This window comes from Limnohabitans sp. 2KL-17 (assembly GCF_003063415.1).
In the GTDB taxonomy this organism is placed as follows: domain Bacteria; phylum Pseudomonadota; class Gammaproteobacteria; order Burkholderiales; family Burkholderiaceae_C; genus Limnohabitans_A.
Genome location: NZ_NESK01000017.1, coordinates 72,098 through 90,535, shown reverse-complemented (window position 1 = coordinate 90,535; position 18,438 = coordinate 72,098). Strand labels below are relative to the sequence as shown.

Below are 18,438 nucleotides of genomic sequence, written 5' to 3'. Positions count from 1 at the left end.
ATGGGCTTACAAGTGGGCCAAGGCGAACAAAAAACGAAGGGAATATCAGAATGCGAAAGGAAAATCAAAAAAATCAAAACCATGCGGGGCGAAATTGCGCTCGCGAATGGGGTATTTCAGCAGCCTGCTAAGGCTCACAAACAGCACCGACCGAGGTCACATAACTGCAGCCTTATCTGACAACCTAGATGGCTTGACAGGGATGCTACCCATTCTGCGAACTGGTGAAGCGATTATTTTGGGTGAAGCAGTGAAATTGCCAATGAGAACTACGATAGAACCGCCCCCCATAGATCGGAGACCAGATAGCCAAGATCCAATAGTTTTCGATGAAGTTTCAGAAGACGCATCTCAAAATCCAGGTGGGTGGGGAATCAATATGGAATCCAACCCCAACTATAAAGAATTAGTTGAAGCATGGCGCGCCCAAAATCCGCGGATAGCAAAAGTGATACTCAAGGAGTAAATAATGGAAATGATCACCATATCGTCCTCAAATATTGCGGCAGTTGGCTACGATGAAGACAGTCAAACTTTACAGGTCGAGTTCAATAACGGGACACGTTATCAGTATTTTGATGTACCTGAGCAAGTGTTCATCGAGTTAAAAAATGCTGGATCACCCGGAGGTTACTTCGCTTCGAGTGTCAAGGGTGTCTATAGATTCTCAAGAGTTTGACTGAAGAAATTCCGTTTATTTTCAAACACACCTGAGTCCGGCCTACCATGCAACCCCACCCCATCCTCCATTTCTGGTTCACCGACCTAACCCCCAAGCACCACTTCGCCAAAGATGCCGCCTTGGACGAAGCCATTCGCACCCGCTTCGGTGCCACGCTGGAGGCAGCAGCGAGGTGTGAGTTATTTGCCTGGCGCGCCACGCCCGAGGGGCGCTTGGCCGAGGTCTTGGTGCTGGACCAGTTCTCGCGCAACGTTTACCGCGACACGCCCCAATCCTTTGCGCAGGACGCGCTGGCCTTGGCGCTGGCGCAAGAGCTGGTGGCCAGTGGGCAAGACCGCAGCCTGCCCTTGGCGCAGCGCGTCTTTGCCTACATGCCCTACATGCACAGCGAGTCCGCCCTGGTGCACGCGCAAGCCGTCATCCTGTTTGCTCAGCCAGGCATGGAAGACACCCTGCGCTTCGAGCTAAAGCACAAGGCCATCATCGACCGCTTCGGCCGCTACCCCCACCGCAACGCCCTGCTTGGCCGCGAGTCTTCGCCCGAGGAACTGGCTTTTTTGAGCGAGCCGGGGTCGGGGTTTTAAGCCACCCCTCTTGGGCGGACAGCGCTGAAAGCCCTTAGCGCACGGTGAACTTGTGCGTGTTCATGGCTTGCCTCCTGCTTTTTTGCTTGAGGCCTGCGCCAAGGCACGCAACTGCTTGGCGTTTTGCGGGCTGACCAGCTTTTTGCCCGTCTCCGCCTCAAGCTTCAGCCGCGCCTGCCGGGCCACGCCGCCACCGCGCTTGGCCACGTCTTCGTGGTCGTCCAGCGTTTGCGGCTGCACGGCTTCTGAAATTTCTTTGGTAGACAGCTCGGCCAGCATGCTCATGATCAACTCTTTGTTGGTCATGTTGTCGCGCAGGTTTTCTTTCTTCAGGCCCTTGTGCTGCTTGTATTCCTTGGCGGTTTTGTCGGCCCAGGTTTTGTAAATCACGTCGGTCAAAAAGGCGAACTGTGGCCCTTCCTGCAAGCCGTGCTTTTTCCACTCGTCGGTCAGCTCTTTGCGGATTTCGATGCTCTTGAGGCGCTGGTTGATCCAGTTGTCTGTGTAGCCCAGACGCTTGTAGTCGCGCATGGCCTGCTCGATGCTCAGCTCCGGGTCTTGCAGCTGGTCCAGGCGCTGGCTGCCTACTTCGGCCAGCCAGAGCTTGAAAGGCTCGGCCCGCTTGCTGGGGATGGACTGGATGAGCCGCAAGATTTGCTCGGTGTGGACCACATCGGTCAGGTATTTTTTGCCGTCGGCGGCGGGCAGTTTCAGTTGGTTAGTGGCACTAACCAACTGACTGCCCTCGGCGATCAGCTTGTTTTTGAGCCACTTCCAGTAGTTCCGCACCTTCTTGTAGTCGGGCTGGTCTGTCAGCACAGCCACCACATCCAGCACCGAAAACCACCATTTCTCAGCCTCGGCATCCCATTCGCTGCGAATGTGCTGCGATTCAAACAGCTTGATTTTGCTGTCGGCGTCGAACTTGTCGGGGATGCTCGTCATGCTGAAACCTTGTCGTTGTTTGGAGTGAATCGGGGGTGTTACGGGTGGTGCTCAAGGCCACAGCCGCGCAAAGTCAAGAGAGTTGCCGGTGGTGCCAAATGGTCAGCAGGACCACCGTCTCTTGGGCTTCCATGGCTGCGTAGAGCATCAGGTAATCGCCGTGCAGGTATTCACGCAGCGCATCTGGCGCACCCGCAGGCATGGCCGCCAGCAGCGCCAGCGCCTCGGAGGACTGGGGTGGGTTGGCCAAGTAGCGCCGCCCGATGCGCGGAAAGCGCCGCAGGTTGGGGATGACGGTGGCGCGAATCTCGGCCAGCAAGTCATCGAACGCAAAGCCCGCATCGGCTTCCACCAAAAACGCCTCAATGGATTCAAGGCGCTCCAAGAAGCTGGGGGTCAGCTCGACCCGGTACAGCTGGTCAGCCACGTTGCTTGATAGGGAGTTTGATGGCGGTCTTGCGCCGCTGTTGCAGCTGGGCAAGGGCAGCGTCTGCTTCAAACGTGCGGCCTGCGGTGATGTCGGCCAGGCCGCGCTTGGCGTCGTCGATCAACAGCAGGTGAATGCGTTCGCGCTCCAGCCGGTGGTAATAGTCCAGCCGGTCAGAGTCGATCAGCGCAACATAGCTCTCGCCGTTTTTGGTGATGATCTTCTCTGCCCCGGCCTTGGCCTGGTCGGCCAGCTCGGACAGATGGGCGCGTGCGTGCGTGAATGGCACGACATCGCTGGCAGAAAAACCCATGACCGACTCCTATGACATTGCAGAATTCTGTACATTCTAAGTCAACTTGGCTTTTTGCTTACTTACGGGCTATATGCACAGTGAGTCCACGCACGAGGAGCTGGCTTTTTTGAGTGAAGCGAGGTCGGGGTTTTCGTTGCCCTCTTGTTGGCTGCCTCTCTTTGATAGGCAGCGCTGGTCAATCGCTTTAAACTACATCTCATGCGCCCATCCCAAGCTTTGCATCAACACCGAGACGCCGTCTGCGAAGCCGCAGCCCGTTATCGCGTGGCGAACCCGCGCGTGTTTGGGTCGGCTTTACACGGCGATGACATTGAGGGGAGCGACTTGGATTTGTTGGTTGACCCGCTGCCCGGGACCACGCTGTTTGACTTGGGTGGCTTGCAAGACGAGTTGCAAACCTTGTTGGGCGTGTCCATCGATGTGCTAACGCCCAAAGACCTACCCGCCAAGTTTCGGGATGCGTTGGTGCAACAAGCCCGCCCGCTATGACGATCAACCGTTTGCCCGATTACTTGGGCCATATGCGCCAAGCGATTGCTGACGCACTGGTGGCTTGGCGCAGCCCGATTTCGAGCAAGACAAGCGCACCCAGCAGGCGGTGGTGATGAGCTTGATTGTGTTGTGTGAAGCGGCGAAAAAGATCATGGACCAGCACCCAGAATTTGCCGAAGAGCATGCTGAGATTCCATGGCGAAGCATGCGCGGCATGCGCAACCGCATTGCACATGGTTATTTCGACATAGACCTTGCCGTGGTTTGGGATACTCTTCAAACTGCACTGCCCAAACTCAAAGACCAGCTGGAACTGATACAGGCCAAATAAGCGCGTACCCAACCGCAGCGGCCTTGATATCCATAGCTCGCCCTTACCAAATACCCAAAATGGGTGTGAACCAACCCAATTTGGGTACATCGCCACAGATAAGCAACCCACCTATGGCTGCCCATCACATCACCACCCTCAAGGTGTGGCCCCAGGCCAAAGCGCTGGCGGCGCAGTTCTGGCAAAAGGCAGCCGCCGATGGCCGCATTTCAGAAGGTTTTAGAACGCTGGCGCAGGCCAATTTAGCGGTCGTTCTAAGCGCCTGAACCCACCCACCCGACTTACTTTTTCTGCACCGGATTGGCCAACAACAAGTTGGTCGGATAAGCGCGCATGAACTCGCGGGCTTTTTCCAGTGGAGCGCTGAGCCAGGCACCATAAGCGCCTTCGTTCAGGATGGCGGGCATGCGCTTTTCGTTGCCGTTTTGTCCATAGCGGTTCATCAGGGCGTGGCTGTTGGCATTCACCGAGAGCAGGGTGTAACTGATGATTTCTTCGCTGCCTTGGGTCCAACGCTCCCACAGGCCTGCCACGCCCATGGGTTTGCCATCCACCCGGGCGATGCGCGTAGGCACGGCTTTGCCGCTGCGCCAGTCTTCTTCAATAAATGCCTGCATGGGAATGATGCAGCGCTGGCCTTTGAGCCAGGCGTTTCGCGTGGGCGTGGCGGTGCTCATGGTTTCGTAACGCGTGACAGCCAGCTTGGTCGAACGGAGTTTGGCGTCTGAAGCCGACTTGACCCAGGTGGGCACCAAACCGAATTGGCCTTGGGCCAGCTCCATGACCAGCGGCACGGGCGCTGGCAATGGGGCAGTCAATTCGGTGTCGGCCAAGGCCGGGTCTGCAGGCTCGGCGGGGGCGGTGTTGGTTGGCTCGGCTTTGCGAATGAAAAAGCCTGGTTGGCGGGGCCAGACCTCTTTGCCCAGCAAGACCTCCGGGGGGGCGATGCCAAAAGCTTCGGCATACAGGTCAGCACTTTTCAGGCATTCATATTGGTTACTCATGCGGGCGATGCTAACCGACAGCCAAGGCACGCCTGGCTTGGCCCCACGACCTGATACGCTCACGCCCTGGCCTTTGACCTTGATTTTTCAAGCACGCTGCGGCCCGCTACGCACCCACCCAGACACCACCATGCTGATCCGTTTCAACAAACCCTATGGCGTGCTCAGCCAATTCACACCCGAGGGGCGTTGGCGCGGACTCAAGGACTTCATCGACCTGCCCGGCGTGTATGTGGCAGGGCGGCTGGACGCTGACAGCGAAGGCTTGCTGCTGCTGACCGACGACGGCCAGATGCAAGCCCGCATTGCAGACCCGCGCTTCAAGATGGAAAAAACCTACCTGGTGCAGGTCGAAGGTGTGGTCGATGACAAAGCGCTGGCCGAACTGAGCCGAGGGGTGACGCTGAACGATGGCCCCACACTGCCGGCCCGCGCCCGTGCCATGGCACCGCCTGCCAGCTTGTGGCCGCGAGACCCGCCGATCCGTGAACGGCAAAGCATTCCCACATCATGGCTGGAACTGGTGATTCGCGAGGGACGCAACCGCCAGGTGCGGCGCATGACGGCTGCCGTGGGCTTGCCCACCCTGCGCTTGATCCGCACCGCCGTGGGGCCTTACAACCTGGATGACCTGTCCACCGGCAGCTGGAAAGTAATCACGGCATGAGCCAGCGCAAAGCTGGGGGCATGGGGTTTCAGACACAATCAAGCACTTACAAAACCACAACAGGAAACCCGCATGTCTGAATTGCTGAGCAAGCTGCAATGGCGCTACGCCACCAAAAAAATGGACCCGACCAAGGTCGTGCCACAACAAAAAGTGGACCTCATCGTCGAAGCTGCCCGCCTGGCCCCTACCTCCAGCGGCCTGCAGCCATTTGAAATCATTGTGGTCACCAACCCCGCCGTGCGCGAGCAGATCAAGCCCAAAGCCTGGGGCCAGGGCCAGATCACCGATGGCTCGCACCTGCTGGTGTTTGCGGCCTGGGACAACTACACGGCCGAGCGCATCAACATGATGTTTGACATGACCAACGAACAGCGCGGTGGCTCCAACGAAGGTTGGGAAAACTACCGCCAGATGTTGCTGAAGTCCTACCCCGCTCGCGATCCGCAAGTGAACTTCGAGCACGCTGCCCGCCAAGCCTACATTGGCTTGGGCGCAGCCCTGATTGCGGCCGCCTTTGAAGAAGTGGACGCCACGCCCATGGAAGGCTTTGACCCCAAGGCCGTGGACGAAATTTTGGGCTTGTCGGCGCGCGGCTTGCGCAGTGTGGTGCTGGTTCCCCTGGGTTACCGCGCCGCTGAAGGCGACTGGTTGGCAAACCTGAAAAAGGTCCGCCGCCCAACGGCACAATTTGTGACCGAAGTGAAGTGATGCCGGCTGCCGCTTAGGCGGCAAGCCCTCAAGGCACCCAATCGAGGACAAAGCCGCAAATTCTGCGGCTTTGTGCTTTAACATCTGTGTTTCCCAAGTCGGGATGCTCAGCAAGGAAACGACCATGGCCAAAGGCGAACAACGCAGCAACAAAATGGCCAAGAAGCCAAAGAAAGACACGTCCCCACCCAAGACGTTCACATCGGACCGCCCCATGCCACCAGCCACCTTTGTGGCGCCACGCGGCAAAGTCAAAGACAAGTAAACCGATCGACTGGGCGTTCAGCCCCGCCTGCACGCCCCACCATGCCTGAAAACTTCCAGATCTTCACTGTAAAGGTGATGCCGGCCGGCTTGCAATACGACGTCGAAGGCGACCTGTCCCTGCTCGAAGCGGCAGAGATGTCTCGGGTGCAGTTGCCCAGCTCATGCCGCAACGGCACCTGCCGCACCTGCATTTGCCGGCTGCTCAGCGGCCAGGTGACCTACACCATTGAGTGGCCTGGTCTGTCGGCTGAAGAAAAAGCCGAGGGTCTGGTGCTGCCCTGTGTGGCACGGCCTTTGTCCGATGTGGTACTTGACCAAGCTGCCGCCTCGGTGGGCTGAATGATGTTGCCCACATGACCCCGATCCACGAAGACGAACACCTGCTGGTGCTGGAAAAACCCAGCGGCCTGCTGTCGGTGCCCGGACGCGGCCCGGACAAACAAGACTGTCTGGCCAGCCGCGTGCAGGCCACTTACCCTGAAGCGCTGGTCGTACACCGGCTTGACCAGGACACCTCGGGCCTGCTGGTCATGGCACGGGGCATAGAAGCACAGCGGCGCATGAGCCGCCTGTTTGAAACACGCCAGGTGCACAAGCGCTACATCGCGGTGGTGGCGGGGCAAGTCCTGCAAAGCCAGCAAGACGTAGAAAGCGACGAAGAAGGCTGGCGGACCATCGAAGGCCCCATCCTGCTGGACTGGGAGCGCAGGCCGATCCACATCGTTCACCCTGACGGCAAACCCAGCCGCACCCGCTGGCGAGCCCTACAAAGCAGCAACACGGCCACCCTGGTCGAGCTGGAGCCCGTCACAGGCCGAACCCACCAGTTGCGTGTGCATTTGCAAAGCATTGGCCACCCCATGCTGGGCGATGCCCTGTATGCCCCTGCTGCAGTGCGGGCGCTTTGCCCACGTTTGTTGTTGCATGCACAATCGTTGGCGTTCCCTCACCCTTTCACCGATGAACCCATGGCGTTTTCTGCACCCACAGATTGGTCAGCCAACGCGCCGTATGGTGCATTCAAGGAGATGCCTCAAATGTCTTTTGAAACATTCAAGCAGCAAGCCCTGGCCGAGGGTTTTGACGAAGTGCTGGAGCGCATCTGGGCGCCCGACTTGGTGCTGGACACCCACACCCACCCGTTTGCTGTGAAAGTTCGGGTGACGGCGGGGCAGATGTGGCTGAGCATCGGCACGCAAAAGCGCTACCTCACCCCGGGTGACGAATTCAGCGTGGCACGCGAAGAACCCCACGCCGAACACTACGGCCCCGAAGGCGCCACCTTTTGGGTGGCCCGCAAGAACTGATCGGGGGCTGAGCGGGCCTGCTGCTCGCAGATGCGGTGGCAAACCACCGCCCGCGCCCATCGCTCAGTCTTTCTACGCCCGCTTTTTCAAGGCTCAGTCGTCGATGCCCAGTTCCTGAATTTTGCGTGTGATGGTGTTGCGGCCAATGCCCAACTTTTGAGCCGCTTCGATGCGACGCCCCCGGGTGGTGGCCAGTGCGGCTTGAATCAGGCTGGTCTCGAAGCGGCGTGACAACACATCCCAGACATCGGTTTGGCCCCCATTCAGCAAGACCAGGGCCTCTTGTTCCAGACCTGTCTGCCACGTTGAGGATGCTGCCATGGGCAGCAGACCTGTAGCCAGTGCGTGCTCGGCCGCCGAAGACACAAGCCCTGACTGATAAGCCGTATCCTCTGAATCGGCATGCGTAACCGGTACAGTGCCACCCGGCAGGTTCACTGGAGTACCAGCACCCGACGAGAGAGCGGTGAAAGTTGTTGGCCCGCCAGCCGGTGCAGCGCTGGTGCGGCTGTCCAGCACTTCGGGCGGCAAATCCTTGACCTCGATCACTTGAGCGGGCGCCATCACGGTCAACCAGTGACAGATGTTTTCCAGCTGGCGCACATTGCCAGGAAACTGGAAATGGCTCAAGCGCTCCAGCGCAGCTTCGGAGATGCGCTTGGGCTCCACGCCCAATTGCTGCGCACTGCGTTGCAGAAAATAACGCGCCAGCATGGGCACATCTTCGCGGCGTTCGCGCAGTGCGGGCAAACGCAAACGGATCACGTTCAGGCGGTGGTAAAGGTCTTCGCGAAATACGCCTTCCTTGACGCGTTGCTCCAGGTCCTGGTGGGTGGCTGCGATGACGCGCACATTGGCCTTGACAGCGCTGTGCCCGCCCACGCGGTAGAAGTTGCCGTCGGACAAAACACGCAGCAAACGGGTCTGCAAATCAAAGGGCATGTCGCCGATTTCGTCCAGAAACAGCGTGCCGCCGTCGGCCTGCTCAAAGCGGCCCCTGCGCGAGGCTTGCGCGCCGGTAAAAGCGCCGCGCTCGTGGCCAAACAGCTCACTCTCCAGCAGGTCTTTCGGAATGGCTGCGGTGTTGATGGCCACAAAGGGCTGGTTGGCACGGGGCGAGTGTTTGTGCAGCGCGTGTGCCACCAACTCTTTGCCCGACCCCGACTCCCCCGTGATGAGCACCGTGACATGGCTTTGGGCCAGGCGGCCGATGCCACGAAACACGTCTTGCATGGCTGGGGCTTGACCGAGCATCTCGGGTGCATCGGCCATTTTTTCTTCGGCCACGTCTTCACGCTGGCTTTCGCCCACCGCGCGACGGATCAGCTCGACGGCCTTGGGCAGGTCAAACGGTTTGGGCAAATATTCGAATGCGCCGCTCTGAAACGCCGATACGGCGCTGTCCAGATCAGAAAAAGCCGTCATGATGATGACCGGCAAACCGGGCATGCGCTGCTTGATGGCTGTGAGCAAATCCAGACCCGATCCACCCGGCATGCGGATGTCGCTGACCAGCACCTGCGGACCCTCCCCTTCACCCTCTGCCTCCAGCGCCCTCAGGACCTCGCGCGGGTTGGTGAAGCTGCGGGTGGGCAGGCCTTCACGCAACAGTGCTTTTTCAAGCACAAAGCGAATGGATTGGTCATCGTCTACGATCCAGATTGGCTTCATCAACGTGGCACTTTCTGTGGTTCTCATGGCAACGGAATCAATATCTTGAAGTCCGTACGGCCGGGCTCGCTGTCACACTCGATCATGCCGTGGTGCTGCTGGACAAAGGTTTGCGCCAATGTAAGCCCCAGGCCGGAGCCGCCTTCGCGCCCCGAAATCAACGGAAAGAAAATGCGGTCCTTGATCGAGTCTGGAACACCAGGCCCGTTGTCTGATACATGCAATTCCAATGCCAGGCGATAACGCTGCTTGCCAAACGTGACTTGCCTCAAGATTCGGCTTTTGAGCAAAATTTGGCCATCGCCCTGCGCGATGCGTTCTTGCAAGGCCTGGGCAGCGTTGTGCGCGATGTTCAGCACCGCCTGGATCAGTTGCTCACGGTCGCCACGAAACTCGGGGATCGAGATGTCGTAGTCGCGCACAACCTTCAGACCTTTGGGGAACTCGGCCAAAATCAGGGCCCGCACCCGCTCACACACCTCATGAATGTTCACGTCACCCACCACATGCGGGCGACGGTGGGGGGCCAGCAAGCGGTCGACCAGGGTTTGCAGCCGGTCCGCCTCGCGGATGATGACCTGGGTGTATTCGGTCAGTTCCTTGCTGTCGAGCTCCATTTCCAGCAATTGCGCCGAACCACGGATACCGCCCAGGGGGTTCTTGATCTCGTGGGCCAGGTTGCGAATCAACTCCTTGTTGGCCTGGGCCTGTTCCAGCAAGCGCTCTTCACGCTCTTGCCGGGTTTGCTGCTCCACAGGCAAGAGCTCCACGATCACTTCGTCAGGCTGGTCGGACGGGGCCACGATGACATGCACAGGCAAGGGGTCTTCGTGGTGCAATCGGCGCAACTGGGCTTCAAAGCGCAAGGCTGCAAATTCGTTGGACTGCGCCCCTGCCAAGGCCATGATCAGTGGCTGGGGGTCCATAAAGTAATCGGGCAGGTGCGTGTCAAACAGCGTGCGCCGGGACATGCCCAAGGCGTCCTCCAGGGCCGCATTGACAAACTGCACACGGCCTTGGCCCTGCATGACCGCCACGGGCGTGGCCAGCAGATCAAAGGAATGGAATCGGGTCACTGGCGTATTCATGGCTTCACGGCTTTCAAGGCCATCGGTCGACGTGCCAACTCGCGTTGCACGCTGTCGATGTCGCGTTCGGTTCGTTCGATGGCTGCCTTGATCGCGGCCACACGCTCCAGGTATTTCTGGGGCGCAGAAGCTTCGGCAATCAACTTGGCAGGCTCCCCTTGCATGTACGCCTGAACCAAGGCTTGGTGCTGTTTCTGCATCCGCTCCAGCTCTTGAGCCAAAATGGTGCGCGCCTGAACATCCCGCTCACTTTGCTGGACTGTTGCTGCTTGTGCGGGCTCAGATTTGACGCGTGACTCATCCATAACAGGGGCCAAAGCAGGGGCAAGAGCAGGTGTATCTGAACCCATTGCTTGGCGAGCAGTCTGTGGGCGAAGGCCAGGGATAACCGTCACGGCTTGCTGCGGCAGACGCTCGCACTGGGTGATGTCCCGTGGGGCATTGGTGTATTCCTGGCCGCACCGGTAAACGACCTCTTGGGCCAGGACGCTCAAACACAGGCCCAAGCCAAGCAAGCCGAGTCCTGCCGTACGCCTTGCAACGGTCAAAAAAGCTTCCCCATTGAGTGATTGCCGCCTCATGTTCCGACTCCGGTGCTGGCTGGATGGTGCAAAACCAAAATGACATTGAAGCAGAAAAAAAGGACAGCCACAGCCGTCCTTTTTCTGGATTGCACCAAGCTGTGCAATGCCATGCATGCCCGCTTACAGCGAGTAGTACATGTCGTACTCAACCGGCGAAACTTCCACGCGGTTGCGGTTGACTTCCAACATTTTCAGGTCGATGTAGGCGTCGATCCAAGAGTCGGTGAACACGCCACCCTTGGTCAGGAAAGCACGGTCTGCATTGAGTGCGTCCAAGGCCTGGTCCAGGCTGGAGCAAACGGTTGGCACCAACTTGTCTTCTTCAGGCGGCAAGTGGTACAGGTCTTTGGTCGCAGCTTCACCGGGGTGAATCTTGTTTTCGATACCGTCAAGACCCGCCATCAACAAGGCCGCAAAGCCCAGGTAAGGGTTCATCAGTGGATCAGGGAAACGGGCTTCCACACGGCGACCTTTGTCGCTGGCCACATTGGGTATACGGATAGAAGCCGAGCGGTTCTTGGCTGAATAAGCCAATTTGACCGGTGCTTCGTAGTGTGGAACCAGACGCTTGTAGCTGTTGGTGCCGGGGTTGGTGATCGCGTTCAGGGCACGGGCGTGCTTGATGATGCCGCCAATGTAGTACAAGGCGAATTCAGACAAGCCAGCATAGCCATTGCCTGCGAACAGGTTCTTGCCATCTTTCCAGATGGACTGGTGAACGTGCATGCCGGAACCGTTGTCGCCAGCGTAAGGCTTGGGCATGAAGGTGGCGGTCTTGCCGTAGGCGTTGGCCACGTTGTGAATGACGTACTTTTGCAGCAGTGTCCAGTCAGCGCGTTCGACCAAAGTAGAGAACCGGGTGCCGATTTCGCACTGGCCTGCACCAGCCACTTCGTGGTGGTGTACTTCGACCGGGATGCCCACTGATTCGAGAATCAGGGACATTTCGCTGCGCATGTCATGCGTGCTGTCAACGGGAGGAACCGGAAAGTAGCCCCCTTTGACGCGGTTGCGGTGACCACGGTTACCGCCTTCGAGCTTGGTGCCGCTGTTCCATGGGGCTTCGGCTTCGTCGATGGCGTAAAAAGTGTTATTTGGCTCTGTGCTCCAGCGCACTTCGTCAAACAAGAAGAATTCTGGCTCAGGACCAAAGTAAGCTGTGTCGCCCAGACCGGATTGCTTGAGGTAAGTCTCGGCACGCTTGGCAATGGAGCGTGGGTCACGCTCGTACGCTTTGCCGTCTGTCGGCTCAATCACGTCGCAGATCAGGACCAGGGTGACTTCTTCAAAGAAGGGGTCGATGATGGCGCTGTTGGCATCGGGGATCAGCAACATGTCGGATGCTTCAATGCCCTTCCAGCCGGCGATAGAAGAACCATCGAAGGCTTGACCGTCTTCGAACTTGCTCTCGTCAAACTGCGACACGGGCGCAGTGATGTGCTGCCATTTGCCACGGGTATCGGTGAAACGGAAGTCAACGAACTTGACTTCGTTCTCTTTCACCATCTTCATCACGTCTGCGACGGTCTTGGCCATCAAATTCTCCTGAATGGAAAGGGGGGTTAAAAAGCGTACTCTCAGGTTCTGCAGTTTCTGTGCCAACTTTGGCCCAGTCAACCGAAGCTGAACAGCCCAAGATTGTGCCTTGAGCCGGACGACTTGACCTGTTTCAAGCGTAAAAAATCACTGGGCAGACCACTTGGTCGGTCACGAAATTCATGCCGCCGGCATTTCTGACCGCTGTATAAGGCCCAAGCCTTCAAAATCCCCAAAGGATCTTCGCACCTGCATTGTGCAATTTTGCACCATATTGGTGATAAATCAATCAACGCACCAATTCGGGGCCGTACGTCAGCTGAAACGCCTTCAGTCCTTGGCGCAAGTCGAGGTAGGCCAGCTCAGCATCGGCGGGCTCACCCTTGACGCCCAACTCGATATGGCGGCCCCACTGCGGGTGGTCCACACTGGGCAAACTGAAAACCTTCACGCCTGGGTGAGTGGCTTCGATGGACTCCATCAGTGGCGTCAGCGTGGCTTCCATGGCCCCCAGGACGATCACCGACTTTTCGACATACGCATTTTGGCGAAAGTGGGCGCTGTAATGGGCGTCCAGCACGGATTCGATCATGGGCCAGGCCATGACCGGGAAGCCGGGCACAAAATGCACCGCTGCGCCGCCCTGCCCCCGACAACTGAAACCGGGAATCTTGTTGTAGGGGTTGCGAATGATGGCCGCGCCTTCGGGGAACACGCCCATGTTGAGCCGGTGGATGTTGTCAGGACGGTCTGGCTCGTAGGCCACGCCTTGCTCTTTGGCGGTGTCTTGCATCCTCTCCTGGATGAGCAGCTTGGCCTGGGGATGCAAGGCCAGGGGCACACCCAGGGCACGTGCAGCGCATTGGCGGGTGTGGTCGTCGGGGGTGGCCCCGATGCCGCCGCAACTGAACACCACTTCGGCAGAATCAAAGGCACGCTTCAAGGTCGCGGTGATGCGATCGGGCGAATCGCCCACATATTCGGCCCATGCCAGGTCAAGGCCACGTGCCGACATCAACTCGATGACTTTGGGCATGTGCTTGTCTGAACGCTTGCCCGACATGATTTCGTCGCCAATGATGATGAGGCCAAATTTGGGGGTCATGCTGAAGAGCTTTCTGCAAATGGTTCAGAGGATGGGCCGGTACTCGACATCGGTCACGCTTTGGGCCTTGTCACTTGGGCCTTCGCCCAAGCGGGCTACAGCGTGGGGTGAATGGGGCTGCACGGGCAAAACATGGTCCGTCACGGCGGGCTGTGGTTCATCGCGCATGTCCTGCAAAGCAGCCAGAGCGAAATGGGCAAACCACAGCGATGAAAAAGCAAACACCAGGGTGTAGATCCAGATGGCCACAGGCACCAGAATCACAAAAGCAGCTGCGAACAAGGCCCCTGAGGCCCACACCAGGCTGGGCGCGGCGCCCATGAGGCCCGTGACCACACCCATGCCCAGCAAGCTCATGCGGTGGCGAGCCATCAGGGTATGGCGCTCATCGGCGCTGGCAAACTCGGCCAGCACATCGAAGGCCATGACACGGTAAGTCAGCCAGCCCCAAATCAGGGCGGGCAGCAGCATGGCCAAGGGCGGCACCAGCCACATGGGCAAGGTCAGCAACAAAGCGCCCAGCGCCAGCAGCAAGGATGAAAAAGTCCACCACAAACTGAGCACCAAACTGCCGCCGTGCTTGCGCTGCAGGCCCGCAAACCGACGGTCGGCCACCAAGCGGGTCAAGGAGGGCGTCATCAAAAAAGACACCGCCAGCAAACACGACACAACGACCAGCGGGGTGACCGAAAAGATCACCAACAAAGGGGCCACAACGGTCTTGAGGTCGGGCAAGCCAACTCCTTCCAGCCAACGCCACACCAGGTCCAGCCAACTCGATGCGTCCAGCCAGGACCGCACCAAAGCGATGGCGATGTCCCAATACAAATAACCCAGCAACCAGGACATGGCCACGATCAGCACCAGCGGCAAAATCGACAAGCCAATCACCCGGGGGTACAGGCAATACATCACCGCACGCCAAAACGAATCAATCAATAATTTCATGGGGGAAAGCTTAACAGTGCAACGCCTCTTGGCTAATGGTGTGCAGCCATGCCGGGGCCTCAGGCCCGCCGAATGAGCCGCAGCAAGCCCAGCCGCTGCTGGGCCCAAAAGCCCAACCCGTAATCGCGCCCCTGCTCCACCTGATCGCGCACACCGGTCGGGTCATAGCGTTGCTGAAAATCGGCGGTGCCAAACAGCACGTCCCACCAAGGCAGGAGCACGCCGAAGTTGCACCCCCCCAAAACCACACGGCCTTTGCTTTGACTTTCGTGGCCAATGCCGATGCTGTGGTGTCTGCGGTGAAAGCGTGGACTGACCCACACGCGTTCACCGATGCGGCCAAACCAGATCCGCACGTTGGCATGCTGAAAATTTTCACTCAGTTGGCTGATCGCCACCAAGGCCACAAATTGCCCCGGACCGACGCCAATCAGCACCGCCACAGCCGACAAGATCAGGCTGGTCACCATGTCATCGAGCAGATGGTTTCGGTTGTCAGACCACATGGTCATTTGCCGCTGCGCGTGGTGCAGCGAATGCAAAGCCCACCAAGTATTGGACTGGTGCTGTGCCCGGTGAATCCAGTAGTGCACGAAGTCGAACAAGACCAGGTAGATCACAAAACTGACCAGCGCCAGATCGGTCACTCCAGGCCACAGACCGTCGAGGTGAAGTGTGGCCAGGCCCATGGCGCGCAAGCTGCCCAGACCTTGCTCAAATAGATAGTCGAGCGTGAAAAACATCAGCAGTTTGAACAAGCCCAGGCGGTGGATCAGGGTGTAGACCACATCGGCCCGCACTGTCCTCGGGTCGGTGATCGACTCCACTGGCCAGCGCCGCTGCATTGGGCCAATCACCACCATCATCACCGCCAGTTGCAACAGACCTACCACCACCCAGCCCGTGCCCTCGTAGGCTTTTTCGAGCAAATTGCCCTGCCCTGCGGCAAAGGCGATGGGCTGAACCACGACCTCGTAAAGTGTCGCCTGCAAGCCTTCAAAAAAGTCGATCAGCACGTCCATGGCTTCATTTTCGCGGATCGGGCAAAACCGGCAGCTGCAGGGGTTGCTGTCGAATCCAGTCGCGGTAGGCCGGGTGTTCGCGCAAGGTGGCAAAGCACAGGCCACGCGCCTTCAGGCCCACGATGAGCGGCTCCAGCACGGCCGGGGCCCAAGGGGCTTGCCGTGACCAGATGCCCAGGTGCGCCATGAGAATGTCACCGGAACGGATGCGCTGCAGTGACTGTTTGAGCAACTGCGCATTGGGGTAGGTGCCGCTGGGTAATTCGTCGCCTAAAAAACCGGCATCGGCCCAGCCCACATGGGCAAAGCCGCATTGACGGGCTGCCTCGATCAGACGGGGAGAAGTTTTGCCGCCAGGGGCGCGAAACAGCGGCAACGGTGCCTGTCCGGTCATGGCCTGCAAGCGCTGCGCCGCCTGACGCAGGCTGTCGCAATAGTCTTGCGCTGTCCAGGTGAAGGTTTGGCCCGCCTGCGCCCCCGCGCTGGGTCGGATTTGGAATTTTTGCACGCCGCCTTCTTGCACATCGGCACGCCAATAGGCGTGGTCCCAGGTGTGCGAGGCAAAGACATGGCCTTCGGCAGCGCGCGCCTGCCACCACGGCGCCCAATACTGGCCCAGCGTGCCGTCGCCTTGTCGGGTTTTTTCGTTGGCTGCAAAAAATGTGACTTGGACTTGCTGCCGTGCCAGCACCTCGGCGATCAGCGGGGCCACTTCCATGTGGCCGGTGTCAAACGTCAGATAAACAGGTTTTGTGCAGGGAGCGGCCGCCAGTGGCAAGCTGCCAGCCCACAGCGTGGCACCGATCAGCGTGCAAAGCCAGTCACTGGCGGGGCGCATGGTCCAGTGTCCAAACACCATGGGGCGATTTACCCACCCGGACCTGCCGCACCACTTTGCGCGTGGCGATGTCGATCACCGTGAGTCTTCTGGCCCAGCGTGAGGCCACCAAAATATATTTGCCATCGGCGGTGATGTCCATGCAATCTGGGCCTGATGGGCCTGGAAATTCGGCCACCACCGTCATGTTGGCGTAATCAATCTGGCTGATCGAGTTGGTCACACGGTTGCTGACCATCACGTGTCGCTTGTCGCCCAGTGCCCGAAAAGCGTGCGCACCCTTGCCTGTGGGAATCATTTTGACCAGCTTGGGCTGTGCACCGCCGATGTCATACACCTCGACACCGTCACTGCCGGTCAGACCCACCAGCAAAAACTTGTCGTCAGGCGTTCCAAACACGTCCGCAGGCACCGAACCGACGGGGGTACGTGACTTCAGGGCCTGGGTGCCCAGATCGATGGCCACGAGCTCATTGCTGTCCTGCATCGAAACCCAGGCGGTCTTGCTGTGGCTGTCGATCCACAGGTGGCTCGGGGTTTTGCCGGTCGGAATGCGCTTGGCGAGGGTGGCGTTTTGTCCGTCCCAGCGGTAAATGTCCACATGGTTCAGCCGGTTGGCTGCGATCACCAACCACTTCATGTCGGGTGAAAACCGGAGGTGATACGGGTCAAGAATGCCCGTCACCGTGCGCTGGACCTGGGCGGTTCGAGGGTCAATGAAAGTCAGTGAATCGCCCATGGCATTGGCCACAATGACCGACTTTTCGTCCGGCGTGAGGTACAAATGGTGGGGTTCCTTGCCCGTCGGGATTCGCTTTTTTTCTGTCCAGGTGACAGGATCAATCACGCTGACATTGCCATCCAGGGAATTGAGCACGAAAACAGGGGCCGGAGATTGTGCAAAGGCACCGAAGGACTGGAGCCCCCAAACAGCGAAAATTAAAAATCGAATCACAGAACGCAGATAAATCACAAAAACGCTTTCAAAATCACATTCAAGTGTAATCGCCTCCTTTCAGGAAATCGGATGTCCCCCTCACACACCACAAAAATCAAGCTTGAGCACCTCGCGTTGGAAGTCTTGCACTGGCCACGACCGCCTCACGCCAAGACCGCGCACACGCTGGTGTTCCTGCATGAGGGTTTGGGCAGCATCGCCATGTGGCGCGAATGGCCCGCCCAGTTGTGCGAACGCTTGGGTTGTGCGGGGCTGGTCTATTCCAGGCAGGGTTACGGCCAATCTGACCCGGTGCCCGATGTGCGAGGCCCTTGCGGGCAAACGGCGGGCCAACGACATGGCCGCTTGTTGCCCGATTACATGCACCGTGAAGCCCTTGAAGTCTTGCCTGCACTGCTGCAGACTCTGGGCATTGCGAAGCCCGTGCTGATCGGTCACTCGGACGGCGGCACCATCGCGCTGATCCACGCCAGCAGGTTTGACGTGGCCGGCTGCGTGGTCATGGCGCCGCATGTGGTGGTCGAAGACATCTCGGTGAAGGCGATCGCAGCCGCCAAAGACGCTTATAAAAACGGCCCCCTGCGCCAGCGCCTGACCCCCTACCACGCCGATGTGGACTGCGCGTTCTGGCAATGGAACGACGTGTGGCTCAGCCAAGCCTTTCGCGCGTTTGACATCCGCGATGAATTGCGCACCATCCAAGCCCCTCTTTTGGCCATTCAGGGCGAAGGCGACCTTTACGGCACCATGGCCCAGCTTGACGACATAGCAGCGCGCGTGCCACAAGCGCAGTTGCTGAAACTGCCCCAATGCGGCCACTCCCCGCACCGGGATCAGGCCGAGGCAGTCACGCAAGCCATTGAGGCCTTCGTGCAGGGCCTTCCCAAGCTTTAGCCCAGCCCATTGGCGCCAAGCCCCAAGCCCCAAGCCCCAAGCCCCAAGCCCCAAGCCCCAA

General features: G+C 58.9%; 24 protein-coding genes and 1 pseudogene. 12 read left to right on the top strand and 13 right to left on the bottom strand.

Annotated features, from left to right (window positions below):
- From B9Z45_RS10235 to B9Z45_RS10225, 3 genes are all read left to right on the top strand, one after another.
- Positions 1-466 (top strand): ATP-binding protein (locus B9Z45_RS10235; protein WP_199221884.1); only part of this gene is annotated, 466 nt, incomplete at its 5' end.
- Between the two features lie 3 nt (positions 467-469).
- On the top strand, positions 470-679 hold the full coding sequence (locus tag B9Z45_RS10230; RefSeq protein ID WP_108407121.1) for a KTSC domain-containing protein: 210 nt from the start codon (positions 470-472) through the stop codon (positions 677-679).
- 47 nt (positions 680-726) lie between these two features.
- On the top strand, positions 727-1,266 hold the full coding sequence (locus tag B9Z45_RS10225) for a DUF924 family protein (RefSeq protein WP_108407120.1): 540 nt from the start codon (positions 727-729) through the stop codon (positions 1,264-1,266).
- Between the two features lie 60 nt (positions 1,267-1,326).
- Here the strand turns inward: B9Z45_RS10225 and B9Z45_RS10220 are convergent, their stop codons facing one another.
- From B9Z45_RS10220 to B9Z45_RS10210, 3 genes are all read right to left on the bottom strand, one after another.
- On the bottom strand, positions 1,327-2,211 hold the full coding sequence (locus B9Z45_RS10220) for a BRO family protein (protein WP_108407119.1): 885 nt from the start codon (positions 2,209-2,211) through the stop codon (positions 1,327-1,329).
- A 73-nt stretch (positions 2,212-2,284) separates the two neighbouring features.
- Complete coding sequence (locus B9Z45_RS10215; RefSeq protein WP_370445828.1) at positions 2,285-2,638, bottom strand: type II toxin-antitoxin system RelE/ParE family toxin; 354 nt, start codon at positions 2,636-2,638, stop codon at positions 2,285-2,287.
- Positions 2,631-2,951, bottom strand: coding sequence for a type II toxin-antitoxin system Phd/YefM family antitoxin (locus B9Z45_RS10210; protein ID WP_108407118.1), 321 nt, complete (start codon positions 2,949-2,951; stop codon positions 2,631-2,633). The genes B9Z45_RS10215 and B9Z45_RS10210 overlap by 8 nt, the downstream gene beginning before the upstream one ends.
- A gap of 201 nt (positions 2,952-3,152) precedes the next feature.
- On the opposite strand from B9Z45_RS10210, the gene B9Z45_RS10205 reads away from it, so the two are divergent.
- The 3 genes and pseudogenes from B9Z45_RS10205 (at position 3,153) to B9Z45_RS17035 (ending at position 4,043) form a co-directional block, all read left to right on the top strand.
- The gene (locus B9Z45_RS10205; protein ID WP_108407117.1) at positions 3,153-3,443 is read left to right on the top strand and encodes a nucleotidyltransferase family protein; all 291 of its coding nucleotides are present in this window, start codon (positions 3,153-3,155) and stop codon (positions 3,441-3,443) included.
- Positions 3,440-3,777: pseudogene (locus B9Z45_RS10200) on the top strand (DUF86 domain-containing protein). Before B9Z45_RS10205 ends, B9Z45_RS10200 begins: the two are co-directional and overlap by 4 nt.
- A 113-nt stretch (positions 3,778-3,890) precedes the next feature.
- Positions 3,891-4,043 carry a hypothetical protein gene (locus B9Z45_RS17035; RefSeq protein WP_158270406.1) on the top strand — a complete coding sequence of 51 codons (153 nt, stop codon included), beginning with the start codon at positions 3,891-3,893 and terminating at the stop codon, positions 4,041-4,043.
- Between the two features lie 15 nt (positions 4,044-4,058).
- On the opposite strand, the gene B9Z45_RS10190 is transcribed toward B9Z45_RS17035, so the two are convergent.
- On the bottom strand, positions 4,059-4,781 hold the full coding sequence (locus B9Z45_RS10190; protein ID WP_108407115.1) for an SOS response-associated peptidase family protein: 723 nt from the start codon (positions 4,779-4,781) through the stop codon (positions 4,059-4,061).
- 130 nt (positions 4,782-4,911) lie between these two features.
- On the opposite strand from B9Z45_RS10190, the gene B9Z45_RS10185 reads away from it, so the two are divergent.
- The 5 genes from B9Z45_RS10185 (at position 4,912) to B9Z45_RS10170 (ending at position 7,733) form a co-directional block, all read left to right on the top strand.
- Positions 4,912-5,448: a pseudouridine synthase gene (locus B9Z45_RS10185; protein ID WP_108407125.1), complete on the top strand. Its 537-nt coding sequence runs from the start codon at positions 4,912-4,914 to the stop codon at positions 5,446-5,448.
- A gap of 72 nt (positions 5,449-5,520) precedes the next feature.
- Complete coding sequence (locus B9Z45_RS10180) at positions 5,521-6,159, top strand: nitroreductase family protein (RefSeq protein ID WP_108407114.1); 639 nt, start codon at positions 5,521-5,523, stop codon at positions 6,157-6,159.
- 124 nt (positions 6,160-6,283) lie between these two features.
- Positions 6,284-6,424, top strand: coding sequence for a hypothetical protein (locus B9Z45_RS17255; protein ID WP_199221883.1), 141 nt, complete (start codon positions 6,284-6,286; stop codon positions 6,422-6,424).
- Positions 6,425-6,465: 41 nt separating this feature from the next.
- Positions 6,466-6,765 carry a 2Fe-2S iron-sulfur cluster-binding protein gene (locus B9Z45_RS10175; RefSeq protein WP_108407113.1) on the top strand — a complete coding sequence of 100 codons (300 nt, stop codon included), beginning with the start codon at positions 6,466-6,468 and terminating at the stop codon, positions 6,763-6,765.
- A gap of 14 nt (positions 6,766-6,779) precedes the next feature.
- Positions 6,780-7,733 carry an RluA family pseudouridine synthase gene (locus B9Z45_RS10170; RefSeq protein ID WP_108407112.1) on the top strand — a complete coding sequence of 318 codons (954 nt, stop codon included), beginning with the start codon at positions 6,780-6,782 and terminating at the stop codon, positions 7,731-7,733.
- A gap of 93 nt (positions 7,734-7,826) precedes the next feature.
- On the opposite strand, the gene ntrC is transcribed toward B9Z45_RS10170, so the two are convergent.
- The 9 genes from ntrC to B9Z45_RS10125 all read right to left on the bottom strand — a co-directional run bounded on the left by ntrC (position 7,827) and on the right by B9Z45_RS10125 (position 17,465).
- Positions 7,827-9,404 (bottom strand): nitrogen regulation protein NR(I), encoded by a 1,578-nt coding sequence (gene ntrC / locus B9Z45_RS10165; protein WP_108407124.1) that lies wholly within the window; start codon positions 9,402-9,404, stop codon positions 7,827-7,829.
- Positions 9,405-9,427: 23 nt separating this feature from the next.
- Entirely contained in the window at positions 9,428-10,492 is a 1,065-nt protein-coding gene (gene glnL, locus B9Z45_RS10160) for a nitrogen regulation protein NR(II) (RefSeq protein WP_108407111.1), read from the bottom strand.
- The gene (locus B9Z45_RS10155; protein ID WP_108407110.1) at positions 10,489-11,073 is read right to left on the bottom strand and encodes a hypothetical protein; all 585 of its coding nucleotides are present in this window, start codon (positions 11,071-11,073) and stop codon (positions 10,489-10,491) included. Before B9Z45_RS10155 ends, glnL begins: the two co-directional genes overlap by 4 nt.
- A 123-nt stretch (positions 11,074-11,196) precedes the next feature.
- On the bottom strand, positions 11,197-12,612 hold the full coding sequence (gene glnA, locus B9Z45_RS10150; protein WP_108407109.1) for a type I glutamate--ammonia ligase: 1,416 nt from the start codon (positions 12,610-12,612) through the stop codon (positions 11,197-11,199).
- 289 nt (positions 12,613-12,901) lie between these two features.
- Positions 12,902-13,717 carry a molybdopterin-binding protein gene (locus B9Z45_RS10145; RefSeq protein WP_108407108.1) on the bottom strand — a complete coding sequence of 272 codons (816 nt, stop codon included), beginning with the start codon at positions 13,715-13,717 and terminating at the stop codon, positions 12,902-12,904.
- Between the two features lie 24 nt (positions 13,718-13,741).
- Positions 13,742-14,665 (bottom strand): EI24 domain-containing protein, encoded by a 924-nt coding sequence (locus tag B9Z45_RS10140; protein WP_108407107.1) that lies wholly within the window; start codon positions 14,663-14,665, stop codon positions 13,742-13,744.
- A gap of 59 nt (positions 14,666-14,724) precedes the next feature.
- Complete coding sequence (locus tag B9Z45_RS10135) at positions 14,725-15,687, bottom strand: sterol desaturase family protein (RefSeq protein WP_108407106.1); 963 nt, start codon at positions 15,685-15,687, stop codon at positions 14,725-14,727.
- A 4-nt stretch (positions 15,688-15,691) separates the two neighbouring features.
- A complete protein-coding gene (locus tag B9Z45_RS10130; protein WP_108407105.1) occupies positions 15,692-16,525 on the bottom strand; it encodes a polysaccharide deacetylase family protein in 834 nt (277 codons plus the stop codon).
- Complete coding sequence (locus B9Z45_RS10125; protein ID WP_233252165.1) at positions 16,509-17,465, bottom strand: beta-propeller fold lactonase family protein; 957 nt, start codon at positions 17,463-17,465, stop codon at positions 16,509-16,511. Before B9Z45_RS10125 ends, B9Z45_RS10130 begins: the two co-directional genes overlap by 17 nt.
- Positions 17,466-17,552: 87 nt before the next feature.
- Here B9Z45_RS10125 and B9Z45_RS10120 point away from each other — a divergent pair, with 87 nt between their 5' ends.
- On the top strand, positions 17,553-18,377 hold the full coding sequence (locus B9Z45_RS10120; RefSeq protein WP_108407103.1) for an alpha/beta fold hydrolase: 825 nt from the start codon (positions 17,553-17,555) through the stop codon (positions 18,375-18,377).
- The last annotated feature ends 61 nt before the right edge of the window (positions 18,378-18,438 follow it).

Coding starts and splice junctions, on each gene's coding strand:
- B9Z45_RS10210 (WP_108407118.1), bottom strand. CDS start 2,951: ATGGGTTTTTCTGCCAGCGATGTCGTGCCATTCACGCACGCACGCGCC.
- B9Z45_RS10120 (WP_108407103.1), top strand. CDS start 17,553: ATGTCCCCCTCACACACCACAAAAATCAAGCTTGAGCACCTCGCGTTG.
- B9Z45_RS10205 (WP_108407117.1), top strand. CDS start 3,153: ATGCGCCCATCCCAAGCTTTGCATCAACACCGAGACGCCGTCTGCGAA.
- B9Z45_RS10175 (WP_108407113.1), top strand. CDS start 6,466: ATGCCTGAAAACTTCCAGATCTTCACTGTAAAGGTGATGCCGGCCGGC.
- B9Z45_RS10190 (WP_108407115.1), bottom strand. CDS start 4,781: ATGAGTAACCAATATGAATGCCTGAAAAGTGCTGACCTGTATGCCGAA.
- glnA (WP_108407109.1), bottom strand. CDS start 12,612: ATGGCCAAGACCGTCGCAGACGTGATGAAGATGGTGAAAGAGAACGAA.
- B9Z45_RS10220 (WP_108407119.1), bottom strand. CDS start 2,211: ATGACGAGCATCCCCGACAAGTTCGACGCCGACAGCAAAATCAAGCTG.
- B9Z45_RS10180 (WP_108407114.1), top strand. CDS start 5,521: ATGTCTGAATTGCTGAGCAAGCTGCAATGGCGCTACGCCACCAAAAAA.
- B9Z45_RS10185 (WP_108407125.1), top strand. CDS start 4,912: ATGCTGATCCGTTTCAACAAACCCTATGGCGTGCTCAGCCAATTCACA.
- B9Z45_RS17255 (WP_199221883.1), top strand. CDS start 6,284: ATGGCCAAAGGCGAACAACGCAGCAACAAAATGGCCAAGAAGCCAAAG.
- B9Z45_RS10225 (WP_108407120.1), top strand. CDS start 727: ATGCAACCCCACCCCATCCTCCATTTCTGGTTCACCGACCTAACCCCC.
- B9Z45_RS10170 (WP_108407112.1), top strand. CDS start 6,780: ATGACCCCGATCCACGAAGACGAACACCTGCTGGTGCTGGAAAAACCC.
- ntrC (WP_108407124.1), bottom strand. CDS start 9,404: ATGAAGCCAATCTGGATCGTAGACGATGACCAATCCATTCGCTTTGTG.
- B9Z45_RS17035 (WP_158270406.1), top strand. CDS start 3,891: ATGGCTGCCCATCACATCACCACCCTCAAGGTGTGGCCCCAGGCCAAA.
- B9Z45_RS10145 (WP_108407108.1), bottom strand. CDS start 13,717: ATGACCCCCAAATTTGGCCTCATCATCATTGGCGACGAAATCATGTCG.
- B9Z45_RS10140 (WP_108407107.1), bottom strand. CDS start 14,665: ATGAAATTATTGATTGATTCGTTTTGGCGTGCGGTGATGTATTGCCTG.
- B9Z45_RS10130 (WP_108407105.1), bottom strand. CDS start 16,525: ATGCGCCCCGCCAGTGACTGGCTTTGCACGCTGATCGGTGCCACGCTG.
- glnL (WP_108407111.1), bottom strand. CDS start 10,492: ATGAATACGCCAGTGACCCGATTCCATTCCTTTGATCTGCTGGCCACG.
- B9Z45_RS10135 (WP_108407106.1), bottom strand. CDS start 15,687: ATGGACGTGCTGATCGACTTTTTTGAAGGCTTGCAGGCGACACTTTAC.
- B9Z45_RS10230 (WP_108407121.1), top strand. CDS start 470: ATGGAAATGATCACCATATCGTCCTCAAATATTGCGGCAGTTGGCTAC.
- B9Z45_RS10155 (WP_108407110.1), bottom strand. CDS start 11,073: ATGAGGCGGCAATCACTCAATGGGGAAGCTTTTTTGACCGTTGCAAGG.